At 72.1% G+C, this 13,611-nt stretch carries 6 protein-coding genes and 1 pseudogene; 4 read left to right on the top strand and 3 right to left on the bottom strand.

Features of this window, described 5'->3' with window-relative positions; genetic code table 11:
- Positions 1–598: 598 nt before the first annotated feature.
- Both AB0B89_RS29740 and AB0B89_RS29745 read right to left on the bottom strand, forming a co-directional pair.
- Complete coding sequence (locus AB0B89_RS29740; protein WP_358559426.1) at positions 599–1,489, bottom strand: NAD-dependent epimerase/dehydratase family protein; 891 nt, start codon at positions 1,487–1,489, stop codon at positions 599–601.
- 295 nt (positions 1,490–1,784) lie between these two features.
- Positions 1,785–2,576 (bottom strand): annotated as a pseudogene (locus tag AB0B89_RS29745) (SDR family oxidoreductase); the annotation flags it as partial.
- Here AB0B89_RS29745 and AB0B89_RS29750 point away from each other — a divergent pair.
- Both AB0B89_RS29750 and AB0B89_RS29755 read left to right on the top strand, forming a co-directional pair.
- Positions 2,570–3,748, top strand: coding sequence for a heparin lyase I family protein (locus tag AB0B89_RS29750; RefSeq protein ID WP_358559428.1), 1,179 nt, complete (start codon positions 2,570–2,572; stop codon positions 3,746–3,748). The pseudogene AB0B89_RS29745 and the gene AB0B89_RS29750 overlap by 7 nt on opposite strands.
- A gap of 107 nt (positions 3,749–3,855) precedes the next feature.
- Positions 3,856–5,172 (top strand): discoidin domain-containing protein, encoded by a 1,317-nt coding sequence (locus AB0B89_RS29755; protein ID WP_358559430.1) that lies wholly within the window; start codon positions 3,856–3,858, stop codon positions 5,170–5,172.
- Positions 5,173–5,176: 4 nt separating this feature from the next.
- On the opposite strand, the gene AB0B89_RS29760 is transcribed toward AB0B89_RS29755, so the two are convergent.
- A complete protein-coding gene (locus AB0B89_RS29760) occupies positions 5,177–7,960 on the bottom strand; it encodes a LuxR C-terminal-related transcriptional regulator (protein WP_358559432.1) in 2,784 nt (927 codons plus the stop codon).
- A 140-nt stretch (positions 7,961–8,100) separates the two neighbouring features.
- On the opposite strand from AB0B89_RS29760, the gene AB0B89_RS29765 reads away from it, so the two are divergent.
- Both AB0B89_RS29765 and AB0B89_RS29770 read left to right on the top strand, forming a co-directional pair.
- A complete protein-coding gene (locus tag AB0B89_RS29765; protein WP_358559434.1) occupies positions 8,101–10,656 on the top strand; it encodes a LuxR C-terminal-related transcriptional regulator in 2,556 nt (851 codons plus the stop codon).
- Between the two features lie 232 nt (positions 10,657–10,888).
- The coding region (locus tag AB0B89_RS29770; RefSeq protein WP_358559436.1) for a choice-of-anchor D domain-containing protein at positions 10,889–13,611 on the top strand (2,723 nt) is incomplete at its 3' end.

Here is a 13,611-nt window from a genome sequence, read left to right on the forward strand (position 1 = left end):
AGCAAAACCCGAAGCCGCAGACACTAACCGCTTAACCTGCAGAAACAGGATCACGCAGAGATCAACTCATACACCACTCCGCTGGACGTGACCGCGAGCCGCTCACCGGGCTCCTTAACGTGACTGGCCGTTCGGTTGCTGCTCAAGCCCCGTGAAATCCCAGAGTTCAGGCGAACCCAAAGGTCGAGTCCAGGCTGTTGGGGTGGTCTGGGAGGTTGTGCACCCTTGGGTTCGCCGGAACCCAAGGCCGTCTACGGTCAGCCGTTCCCGGAGCGGCACCGGGCGGAGCCCCAAGGCCCGGCGACGCGAGACCACCCCGGCCCGGCGAGCAGTCAAGGCGCCTGAGCCGGTGTACGGCGCCAACCCCCGCGTGAGCAGGCGTCCTCTGCCAGGGCGGCGCCCGGCACCGGACCGAGTCATCCCCGACCGGGGCCGGCACAGACTTCTCGGCCTCACCACCACGACAAAAACCTCAACGAAGAGGAAGAGGCTTCACCGATCCCCAGACCCCTTCAACCGTCAAAGCGGCGTGCTCTGCACGGAGAACGCCCAGGTCCTGGAGCTATGGCCACGATGGAGGGCTCAGGGAACTGTGGGGTTATCCCTTAATAAGGCGGAGTTCTGTGTCGATGCCGTGCATGGCAGGGCTCCAGCCGAGTTCCCTGCCCGCGGCGGCGCCGGACAGGCGCTGGGAGTAGGTGAGGGCCTCGGCGAACGGCCCCATGGCGGCCAGGGCGGCCTGGAGGGGGACGGAGGCGACGGCCCCACCGGCGCCGAGGGCATGGCTCGCCCGCACGGCGAAGTCGCGGTAGGACAGGGACTCCCCGTTCGTCGCGAGGTACAGTGCGCCGGCCGGTGCCGTCCGCACCGCCCGGACGCACAGCTCCGCCAGGTCGTCGACGTGGACGAAGGCCAGCAGGTTGTCGCCGTCGCCGACGTGGTGCACCCGTCCGGAGGTGCTGACGTCGGCGAGAAGCGATTCCGCGATGAAACCGCTGGCGCGTCCGTACACCATGGGGGCGCGCACGACCACCGACCGGACACCTGCCTGGGAGGAGCGGCGGATCTCGGCTTCGAGGGCGGAGCGCCAAGCGAGGAAGACCGGCGGGTCATCAGGCGTGTCGACGTCGACCTCGGTGGCCGAGCCGGTGTCACCGGTGCCCAGCGACCCCGTCACGTAGAGGAACGCCTTCTCACTGCCAGCCAGACGGGCGAGCACCGCCCGGACGGCGGCGGTGTCCGTTTCGCGGAACGTGTCAAGGTCGAACGCCCGCCAGGCGAAGACCACCGCGTCGGCTTCCACGGCCCGGTCGATCCACCGCTCGATGTCCCCGACCTCACCCAGATAAGCCCGCACGCCCTTCCCGTCCAGGGTCTCCGCCGCCTTGGCCGACCTGGCGAGTCCGACGACCTCGTGCCCCTGCGCGACGAGCCTGTCGGCGATCGCGCCACCGATGTATCCGCTGGCGCCGACGATGAAGACTTTCACCCGAATCCCTTACCTCAGAGGAGACCATACGAGCGGCGGGCCTCGCTCCTCGCGGAGCGGCCGTCTCCGCGACCTGGCCCCGTCCGGAACAGACCGGCCCACCTTCCCGTGAGGTTAGAACCTTGACGCCGGTGTCAAGGCAAATCGGGCGATGGAGCGTGGCGGCGCGGCAGCGGCGAGAAGGTTCGCCCGGTGGCGACCGGATCCGAATCGGCATGCCACCTCCCGTGGGGCTCACACAACCGATGACCGGCGCCGCAGGGAAGCGGAGAGCAAGCACGCGGAAACCGCCGTCGACGGGGATGCGGATGCCGGTCGTCGCCTGAAAGTCTCCTCCCACGGCCGCGGCGATCACCTTCGCCACGTCCTCGGGCTCGAGCATCCGGTGCAGCACCGAACGCTCGGCGCGCGCCTTCTCCACCTCCGGCGTCGTCGTGTGGGCCGTGGCGTCTGTGCGCACCGCGCCGGGTGCGACGACGTTCACCCCGACCCCGTACGGCCCGGCCTCCGCGGCGAAGATCCGGCGCCCGACGATGGTGCCCCGCAGCTCGACCCGCTTGGGGACCCGTTCCTGGACGATGACCGGGCAGAACCGCAGCCCCTGGGCGTGGGCCACGTCCCTGGCCGGCACCGGCTCGCAGAACCGGTTCACGATGACCCCGCCCCCGACGTCTTCGATCCAGGGGACGTACAGCGGCTTGGTGATGACGCGGCCGTCATGCCGGTCGTGGAAGTCGAGGAACGACTCCGCGTCCGTGGTGATCACCGTCTCCGGGATGGCGAACCCGAGCTCGGCCGCGTGGGCGAGCTGGGAGGCCTTGAGCCTGGCCCGCCGGAAGACCGACTCACGGGCCGGCCACCTCCTGTCCGACTTGGAATCGACTGGAGCACACAAAGATCTTGCTTGGTCCACAGGTCGGCGCCCCCCTCGCGCGGTTGAGCATCGCTTACTCATGACGCTTCCCGTGGGCTCCACGACGCTTCGAAGAGATGGAGACCTGACCCGATCCCGGGCGCGCGTGGCACGGGATCGGACACACCACCAGGGAAGGAACGACACCAGTGACCTGGAAGAAATCCATGGCATTGACGGTGGCGGCGTTCGCGGCCTGCCTCACCGCCTCGACGCTGCCCGCCCAGCCGGCGAGCGCCGATCCGGCGGGCGTGTTCAGGACGCTCGACTGGGAGAACCCGGCCGACCGGACCGTCCCCGGCACCCCGCCCAGCGGGTTCCTCACACAGATCGGTAACTCCCACGGCGTCGGCGTGGTGGGAAGCCCGGTGCGGGACGGCTCGTACGCGGCGCGGTTCCAGCTCGACAGGAGCGATCCGATCACCTCAAGCAGCAAGCGGGCCGAGATCACGCAATCCGACACCCAGCCGCTCAACGCGGACCGCTGGTACGGATTCAGCCTCAACCTGCCGTCGAGCTGGGTCAGCGATGTCGCGGCCGAGATCGTCAGCCAGTGGCACCATTGCGACACCTGCGGAGGCGGCTCTCCCCCGCTGGCCCTGCTCACCCAGGCCGGTCACTGGAAGATCGACTTCCGGGGGGAGGTCATCGACCTCGGCCCGTACAGCACGGGCACGTGGACGGACTGGGCCTTCCACGTCAAGTGGCGCACCGACAGCAACGGGGTGCTGGAGGTGTGGCGGAACGGCGTCCCGGTCCTGAGCCGCTCCGGGGCCACCTTCGCCGGCGGAGCCCACTCGCCGTACTTCAAGTTCGGCATCTACAAGTGGGACTGGGCCGCTTCGAAGCCGAAGTCCACCCTCACCCAGCGCGTCATGTACTACGACGCGCTGCGACTGGGCGACGAGCGCGCACGTCTCGCCGACGTGACCCCCGGCCCGAACTGCGCGAACACCGTTCCCGTGGCGGGCGCCTCCGCGTCCACCTACGAGCCGGTCAACCCGCCCTCGCAGGCCGTCGACGGCAACCTCGCCACCCGCTGGTCCGGACAGGGGTTCGGCGCCTCCCTCATCCTCGACCTCGGAACCACCCGCACCGTGTGCGGCACCAAGGTCGCCTGGCACAAGGGCGACGTCCGCTGGAACGACTACACCGTCTACGTCTCGACCGACGGAACCACCTACACCAAGACCTGGGAAGGCCGAAGCACCGGCACCAGCACCGCACCGGAGACCCGGCTGTTCACCACCAGCCCCCGCGACGCCCGCTACGTCAAGATCTCCTTCTGGCAGAACCCCGAGAACGACTGGGCCAGCATCACCGAAGCCGCCGTGATCGGCTCCTGACCAGTGGCCGCGCCGCCTTCCCGGCGGCGCGGCCGTCCCGCCGGGCGGGGGCTCCGGCTCCTCGCCCGGCCGCACACCGAGGTTCCCCCCGCTGAAAGGCGACGTCGATGCGAAGCTCTCGCTTCCTCTCCCTCATGGCCCTGGTCCCGTTGTGCTCCTCCCTGCTCACCGGCCTGGCCTGGGCTCCCGAGGCGGCGCGGGCCGCCTCCCCCACCGCCGGGACGGATCCGGTCGACGGGGTGGCCATGATCTATCCCAGCAAGGCGGGAGGGCAGGCCTGGCACCTGTCCGCCGACCCCTCGCGCGACCCCCGCCTCGACGGGACCACGCTGACGCCGAACCCGGACGGCACGTTCAAGGTCCGCGACGTCAAGACCCGTCTGGGCGTCTCCACGACGACCTACGACCAGGACACCCAGGAGGACACCCTGGTCTGGTCCCAGCCCGCCCTGCGCACGCGCGGCTACATGCACGACGCCCGCGACTGGCGGGACGTCGAGATCACCGGCTACGTCCGCTACCTCTCCGGCGACGACAGTGACGCCTTCACCTGGTACGCGCGCGGCGGACGCCACACCGGCACGGGCGACGCCCCCGAGGCGTGCTGGGGAACGGCCTACAAGGGCAACCTGCGCTACCGCGACGGGGCGGTCAGGTTCGAAAAGGAGCTGTTCCACGACGGCGGCGCGGGCTACGCGCAGGATCCGTACCAGAACGGCGGCGCCTCCATCAAGGGCACGATGACCGGCTTCAAGGTGGTCATGTACAACATCTCCGGCGGCGTGCGGATGGAGGCCTACCTCGACCGCGCCGGCGACGGCCGCTGGACCAAGGTCTCCACCCGGGACGACACGGGCGCCTGGCCCATAGGCACCGCCAACCGCTGCGGCGGCGGGACGTCCGAGAAGATCACCTGGGGCGGCCCGAAGGCGGCGTTCCGGTGGGACGCGGCCACGAACGTCGACGTCGCCAAGCTGAGCGTCCGCGAGATCGACCCGGCCGGGGGGACGCCGGGCTCCTGCGGCGCCGCGCTCCGACCCACCGGGGTGTCGGCCACCACCTACGAGCCGGTCAACCCGCCCTCGCAGGCCATCGACGGCAACCTCGCCACCCGCTGGTCCGGACAGGGATCCGGCGCCTCCCTCATCCTCGACCTCGGAACCACCCGCACCGTGTGCGGCACCAAGGTCGCCTGGCACAAGGGCGACGTCCGCTGGAACGACTACACCGTCTACGTCTCGACCGACGGAACCACCTACACCAAGACCTGGGAAGGCCGAAGCACCGGCACCAGCACCGCACCGGAGACCCGGCTGTTCACCACCAGCCCCCGCGACGCCCGCTACGTCAAGATCTCCTTCTGGCAGAACCCCGAGAACGACTGGGCCAGCATCACCGAAGCCGCCGTACTCGGTGCCACCTGAGGCCTCAACCGGGACGCCCCCACACCGGGCCCACCGGCGTGACCGGCCGGGGCAGCCCCAGGGCGTCCGGGAGCTCCTCCCTGCCGCGGACGCCGAGCTTGCCGTAGGCCCGGTGCAGGTGGTTGGCCACGGTACGCCGGGACAGGCCGAGCCGGGCGGCGATGGCGTCGTTCGCCAGCCCGGCGGCGGCAAGCTCGCACGCCTCCCGCTCGCGCCCGCTGAGCACCGCCGCCGGGACCGCTCTGTCCCAGGGCGGCCGGTACCCCTCGCACTGCTCGACGAGCCGGCGATGCCGCGTCCGCAGCCGCGCCGCCCGGCGGGCGTCGCCCCGCGCCTCGGCGACGCCCGCCGCTGTGGACGCGGCCTCGGCCGCCACGCCGGTGTACCCGCGATGCTCAAGCGCCCCGGACACCGCGTCCAGCCCTTCGACGTCCGCGCCGGACGCGGCACGGGCGTGCCGGGCGAACAGCCGGAACAGTTCGCTGTCGCCGCGCTCGGCGACGTCGTGCAGGGCCTGCGCCACGCGTGAGGAGGGCCGTAGCCGTGCGGAGTAGTACAGGGTCTCCGACGCCTTGGTCAGCCACCCGGCCGATTCGTACCGGTGGGCCAGCAGGGCGGCTTCGGAGGCGGCGGCCCGCCAGGCTCCGGTGTGGGCGCTGATGCGGATCCTCGCCATCTGGAGGTGATCATGAAGGCTCGACTCGGCGGGCAGTCGCCGGGTGATCTCGCCGAGCACCCGCCCGCCTTCGTGCGCGCGGCCGAGAGAGGCCAGGCAGGCGGCGTACTCGGCGAACACGTAGACCTGGATCGGGAAGGGGATGTGGTCCTCCAGCAGCGCGCGGGCCTCCCGGAAGTGCGGCAGCGCGCGGGCGGGGCGCCCGGCCCAGGTCTCGCAGATGCCCAGCTCGAAGGCGAGCAGGGTGACTTCGGCAGGAGCGGCGCGCTCCACGGCCGTCCGGTAGCCCGACCTGGCGGCGGCGAAGGCCTCGCCGAGCCGCCCGGCCAGGACGAGCGACTGGACGCCGCAGGCCGTCGTGGCCGCCTCCATCGCGCCCCAGACGGCCGGGACGCCCAGCCGCCCGGTCGCGTAGTCGTCGGCGACCCGGGACGGGCGTCCGAGGTAGAGGTCCAGGTAGGCGCGCAGCGGCTCGCACACGCTCGCGATCACCGGGTCCCCCACCCGCGAGGACAGCTCGGACAGGCCGGTCGGGGCGCGCTGGTTCCCGTTGGCGCCGAAGGTGTCCAGCGCCAGCTCCGCGACCCGGAGCTCGGCCCCGGCCGGGCCGTCCAGGGGGCCGAGCGTGCGGGCCTGCCGTACGACCGCCTGCGCCTCGGCGGGGCGTCGCAGGTTCCAGAAGAGGTTGAGCGCCCTCAGGGCGGCGACGCGCGCCCGTTCGCCCGGCGCGTCCACTTCCTCCCCTTCGGCCATCCGCCTGGCGAGCAGGTCATCGGCCTCGGCCGCCTTGTCCTGGGCGACCAGCGCCCGTGCCAGCGCGTCGGAGGCGGCCTCGGGACTCGCGCGGCGGGCCAGCCGCTCGGACAGGGGCGCGTCGCGGCGGGCCAGCGCGTCGCGGGCGGCGGCGAGAACCTCCTGGTCAGGCACCGGGTCGCCCGCCGCGAGCCGCCAGGTCACCGCCCGCAGGCCCATGTCACCCGAGGTTCCCGGCGGGGAGCTCACCGCGTCACCCCCCTGCCGGGAGGCGACGGCCCGCGCCTCCGCGTCGCCTGGCGTCCCCTCCCACCGTGTCACGGCGCGGGCGAGCGAGCGGTAGATGTCCCTGCGGCGGTCCTCGCCGGTCTCGGCGCGCACGACCTCGCCGTACAGCGGATGCCCGACCCGTACGACCAGGTCGCGGCGGACCCGTTCGACGGCGATGAGGGATCTGCGTTCGAGCTCCTCCAGCACGGCCGTGCCGACGAGCGTCTCCACCACCTCCAGCGGCACGGGCTCGGCGTGGGCCACGCACGACAGGGCATGCGCCTCCTCGGAGGTGAGCCCGTCGAGCAGCGCCGCCACCAGGTCGCGCAGTCCCCCGTGCGCCGGCATCCTGCCCTCCCAGCGCCACACCGCGCTGACCCTGCGCAGACCGCCCGAGGCGAGGCAGGCCTCCAGCAGGTGCCGCAGGAACAACGGGTTGCCCTGGGTGGCGCGCCACAGCTTGTCGACGGTCAGCCCGTCGACCGGCCCCTCCAGCGCCTCGCCCAGCAGCGCGGTGACGGCCTCCCGGCCCAGCGCCTGGACCGCGAAGGTCTGGACGTACGGCCGTCGCAGCAGGCCGAGGACGGCGGGCGTCCGCAGGGTGCCGGTCCTGGCCGCGGCGAGGATCCGCACCCCGGCGGTGGCCGCCAGATGCTGCACCAGCACCACGGACGCCTCGTCGAGATGGTGCGCGTCGTCGATGGCCAGCACGCACGCCCGGCCCCCGGCCGCCTCCAGCAGCGCGCTCCTGGCCGCGCCGAAGATGTTCGCGGTGCTGTGGTTCTCGCCATCGGGCAGCAGCGCGTTCACCGCCGCGAACGGCAGGCCGCTGGACGCCTCGGCCCCCGCTACCGCGACGACGTGCATCCCCTCGTCGCGGCAGCGGGCCACGATCGAGTCCAGCAGCCGTGACTTGCCGACCCCCGCCTGCCCCACCAGCAGCACACCGGGCACGCCCTGCGCCCCGAGCTGCCTCACCACGGCCAGGGTCTCGGCCGTCCTTCCGACGAAGGGCCACAGGAGGCGCGGGGGTGTGCCGCTTCCTCCCCCGGTGAGCCTTTCGTCCCGCACGTCGCCGCCTAGCCACACGTGGCCTCCTCGCCGAACAGGAAGTTCATCCGGCGTCAATCTTCCGCATCGAAAATGGGAAAGCAACGAGAACCGAGATCCCCACGGGCCCGGGACGCCGGTGGGACACCGAAGCGGAGGCAGGGAGGCGAGCACCGACCATGCCGACACACGCCGGGGAATGGCCCGCCGTGGGCCGCGACGAGATCGTGCGGGAGATCCACAGGGTACTGGCGCTCCCCTCGGGGCCGGGAGTGCTCCTCGTCGGCGAGGCCGGGGTGGGCAAGACCCGGCTCGCCGACCTCGTCCTGAGCCGGCTCGCCGGCACCGGGGCGCTCGTCCTGCGCGGGGCCGCCACCGAGGCGACCACCGGCATCCCCGGCATGGGCCTCGCCAGCCTGCACGTCCACGGTGACGTCCGCGAGCCCGCCGCCGGAAGCCTCGCCGACGCCGCCGCACGGGGCCGCCGGGTCGTCATCGGGATCGACGACGCCGACCATCTCGACGCGTCGTCGGCCGCCGGCATCGCGGGCCTGTCCGAAGTCATGCGGCTCAAGCTGGTGCTCACCGCGCGAAAGGACACCGTCCCCGACGTGGGCGGGGATGGACGACCGGCCGTGCTGCCCCTCGCCAGGCTCTCCCCCGACGCCCTGTCCGGCCTGCTCGCCCGCGTGCTGGGCGGGCAGGTCGACGGGCTCACCGCGCACATGCTGTGGCGGCTCACCCGGGGCAACCCGAGGCTGCTGCGGCGCGCCGTCGAGATCGGCCTCGAAACCGGCCGCCTCGCGCGTGAGCGCGAGGTCTGGTCGTGGCGCGGGCAGGAGCTCGGCCATCCCCGCGTGCGCGAGCTTGCCACCGCCGACCTCGGCACGTTCGCGGACGACGAGCACCGTGCGCTGGAGTACATCGCCCTCAGCGGATCCCTGCCCCTGGAGATCGTGGACTTCCTGGCCGGGCGGAACGTCACGACCCGGCTGCTGGAGCGCGCCGCGATCGCTCCGGCGGCCGGGCGTCCGCGGCAGGTCACGATGGCGCACCCGTTCTACGGGCAGGCGCTGCTGGCCGGGCTCGGCGCCCTCCGCCGCCGCCAGGCGTACCGGGACCTGGTGACGGCCGCCGGACAGACGGGCGTGTCCGGGCCGGACGACCCGCGCCTGGTGCTGTGGCGCCTCCAGGCCGACCTGCCCGTGCCCCTCCACCAGACCGTCGCGGCGGGCGAGGCGGCCCTGGAAGCCGGGGACGTCGCACTGGCCGGGGACCTCTCCCACCACATCCCCGGCCCTCGCGGCGCCGCCCTGCGCGGGCAGGCACTGATCGCGCAGGGACGGCCGGAGGAGGGCGAGCGCCTGCTCGCCGAGCGGTGCCCCGGCGGCGAGACCAGCGCGCTGCGGTCGCTCAGCCTGTTCTGGGGGTTGAACAGGCCGGCCGACGCGCAGGCCGAGCTGGACCGGGCCAGGAAGTCGGGGGAGGCGCCCGGCGAGGACCTGGACGTGGCCGACCTCTCGCTCGCGATCTTCACCAGGCGGGGCACCCGGCGCTCGCTCGACCTGGTGCCGATGACCCCGCCCCGCGAGCGGCGGCTGAACCCGCTGGTCGCCGAGGCCGCCGTGACGCTGCGGGCGTACCACCTCACGTTCGGCGGCAGTCCCGCCCGGGCGGCCGAGGCGTTCGCAGGGACGACGCCGCTGCCCGTACGGTGGCCCGCCATGCGCGGGTCCGCCGCCGCCTGCCACGGCTACGCGCTCGTGCTGGCGGGCAGGATCCGCGAGGCCGTCCCGCTCACCGAGCGGTACTACGAGGGGGCCGTGCGTCGCGGAGAGCCGACCGAGGTCGTCCTGCTCAGCTACCAGCGGGGGCTGTGCGCGATGTGGGCCGGTCAGCCGAGACGGGCCCTCGCGCCGCTCCGCGAGGCGCGGGCGCTGGTGGACGACCACACGCCGTTCCCGGTACGGGTGTTCATCGGCTGCGAGTACGCCGTCTGCGCCGCCACCCTCGGGGACCTCGGCGGGGCGTACCGCGAGCTCGACCGGCTCCGCGAGCGGATCCCGGACGACCTGGGCGTACGCGACCGGGTCGAGTTCAGCAGGATCCGCCTGCTCGCGTACTCCGGCAGACTGGCCTACGCGGCCGACCTCGCCGGCCGGCTCGCGGATCAGTACCTGGCGGAGGCGCGGCTGACCACCGCCGTCGAGTGCGCCTACTTCCACGCCCGGCTCCGCCCCACCTCCCAGGCGGCCGAGCGCCTGCGAGCGGTCGCGGCCCGCTGCGACAGCCCCCTGTTCGAGCTCTTCGCCCGGCACGCCGCCGCGCTCGCCACCGGGGACGCCGGATCGCTGCTCGCGGTCGCCACCGAGTTCTCCACCCTCGGATATCTCGGCCTGGCCCTGGAGGCGTCCCTGGCCGCGAGCGCCCGGCTTCCCGGACAGCGGAGCGCGGACCCGCGGCTCGCCGACCTCGCCGCCCGGTGCGACGGCTTCCACAGCCCGTGGCTGGACGCGGTGCCGCGCGCCTTCCCGAGGCTGACCAGCCGTGAGCGTGAGGTCTGCGAGCTGGCGGCCTCGGGCCTGAGCAACCCGGCGATCGCGGCGGACCTCGGCGTGTCCGTGCGCACCGTGGCCAACCTTCTCGGGAGGGCCTACGACAAGCTCGGCGTCCGCAGCCGCCGCCACCTGGCCTCCGCCCTCGACCTGGAGCCGGGCGACCGCACCCCGGGTTGAGGGCGGGAGGAGCCGGGCCTCTTAGGGGTTCGTGATCACGCCAGGCCTCTTAGGGGTTCGTGATCACGGCCGTAGGGGAAACAGCGCAATGCAGTCGTTACATTGCAGAGAACCGCTGAAATCTTGCAGACATCTGTTCGTCATTTTAAGGTGTGTGTACCCCCCGGGCACCACCGGTCTGCGTCACCCGACCGCGAAGCGTCCGGCTCTTCGTTGGATGAAGGGTCAGTCGATGAACAAGTCCGGCAGGCTGAAGGCCTGGACGATCGCCACGGTCGTGGCGCTGGCAGCGGGAGGGCCGGCCTTCGTGCCCGCCACCCCCGCATCGGCCGCCACGCGAGCCGACTCCCCGTTCGACTTCCCGGGGCGCGGCGCCACCGTGCCCTTCGCGGAGATCGAAGCCGAAGACGCCGTCACCTCAGGTCAGGTGATCGGCCCCGACCGCATATACGGGCACCTCCCCTCGGAGGCGTCGGGCCGCAGGGCCGTCACGCTCAGCGGGGCAGGCCAATACGTGGAGTTCACCCTCACCCGACCGGCCAACGCGATGTCGCTGCGCTACAGCGTGCCGGACAACGCCGCGGGAACCGGTCAGAACACCACAGCCGATCTGCGGGTCAACGGCACGCACCTCAAGGACCTGGCCCTGACCTCGCGGTACGGCTGGTACTACGGCGGCTACCCGTTCAACAACAACCCCGGGGACACCAACCCCCACCACTTCTACGACGAGACGCGGACCATGTTCGGGTCCACGCTCGCGGCGGGCGCCAAGGTGCGCGTGCAGTCCAACGGCGGCATCCCGATCACCGTCGACCTGGCCGACTTCGAGGTCGTCCCCGGCCAGATCGCCCGGCCCGCCGGGTCGTTGTCGGTGGACGACTTCGGCGCCGTCCGCAACGGCACCACCGACTCCACCGCCGCCTTCCAGGCCGCGGTCAACGCCGGAAAGGCCCAGGGCAAGGTCGTCTACATCCCCGAGGGCACCTACACCCTGTGGGACCACGTGGTGGTCGACGGTGTCACCCTGGCCGGTGCCGGCCCCTGGTACAGCGTGCTCACCGGCCGCCACCCCACCCAGCGCAACCGGGGCGTCGGCGTCTACGGCAAGTACGTCCAGGGCGGTGGCTACGGCGGCGAGATCCGGCCGCAGGAGGCCGGCGGCCCGAGCCGCAACGTCACGCTGAAGGACTTCGCCATCATCGGCGAGATCACCGAGCGCGAGGACAACGACCAGGTCAACGCCATGGGCGGCGCGATGACCGACTCGGTCGTGGACAACGTGTGGATGCAGCACACCAAGGTCGGCGCCTGGATGGACGGCCCGATGGACAACTTCACCATCAAGAACAGCCGCATCCTCGACCAGACGGCCGACGGCGTGAACTTCCACACCGGCGTGACGAACTCGACGGTGACCAACACCTTCGTGCGCAACACCGGTGACGACGGCCTGGCCATGTGGCCGGAGCGGGTGCCGAACGTCAACAACTCCTTCACCCGCAACACGGTGATCCTGCCGATCCTGGCGAACAACATCGTCACCTACGGCGGCAGGGACATCAAGATCACCGACAACGTGGTCTCCGACACGATCTCCAACGGCGGCGGCATCCACATCGCCAACCGCTACCCGGGCGTCAACTCCGGCCAGGGCACCGCGGTCGCCGGCACGATCACCGCCGCGCGCAACACCCTGCTCCGGGCGGGCAACAACGACTACAACTGGCACTTCGGCGTCGGCGCCATCTGGTTCAGCGGGCTCAACGAACCGGTGAACGCGACGATCAACGTCACCGACACCGACATCCTCGACAGCTCGTACGCCGCCATCCACTTCATCGAGGGCAGCACCAAGACCGTCAACTTCAACAACGTCAACATCGACGGCACCGGCACGTACATGATCCAGGCGCAGTCGGGGGCCACGACGACGTTCACCAACGTCAAGGCCAACCACATCGGCGCGGGCGTCGCCATCCACAACTGCGTCGGCACGAGCTTCACGCCGACCGTCGGCACGGGCAACACCGGCTGGAGCCCCACCTCCACCACCTGCACCGGCACCTGGCCCGACCCGAACTACATCTACCCCGGAGGCGGCGGCACCACGGGCGGCCTGTCCGGCTCCCCCGGCCTGGTCTCCTTCGAGGCGCGCCAGGTCGGCACCACCAGCCCCGCCCAGGCCGTCACCATCTCCAACGGAGCCACCACGGCGGCCCCGATCAGCTCGGTGAGCGTCAGCGGCGACTACGCCCAGACCAACACCTGCGGCAGCTCCCTGGCCGCCGGCGCGTCCTGCACGGTCAACGTCACCTTCAAGCCGACCGCGACCGGCACCCGCACCGGTACGCTCACGGTCGCCAGCAGCGCCCCCGGCGGTCCCGTGACCGTCAGCCTCACCGGCAGCGGCACCAACGGCGTCGCCCTGACCGCCTCACCCGCGAGCCTGTCCTTCGGGTCGCGGCAGTCGGGTTCCACCAGCCCGGCGCAGGCCGTCACCGTCACCAACAGCGGCACCGCCCCGGCGACCCTGAGCGGCGTCACCACCACCGGCGACTACGCGCAGACCAACACCTGCGGCGCCACGCTGGCCGCCGGCGCGTCCTGCACGGTCAACGTCACCTTCACCCCGACCGCCTCGGGCAGCCGTCCGGGCACCGTCAAGGTGGCGAGCAACGACGTCAACAGCCCCCTGACGGTGAACCTCTCCGGCAGCGGCATCACCTCGACCACCAACCTCGCCCTCGGCGCGACGATGACGGCGAGCAGCTCCAACGGCGGCTTCCCGCCCGGAAACGCCAACGACGACAACACCGCCACCTACTGGGAGTCGAACAGCAACGCCTTCCCGCAGTGGCTGCAGGCCGACCTCGGCACCGCCCAGAGCATCGGCTCGGTCACCCTGAAGCTCCCGCCGCCCGCGGCGTGGGCGACCAGGACCCAGACCCTGTC

Source organism: Sphaerisporangium sp. NPDC049002 (assembly GCF_040649355.1).
Taxonomy (GTDB): domain Bacteria; phylum Actinomycetota; class Actinomycetes; order Streptosporangiales; family Streptosporangiaceae; genus Sphaerisporangium.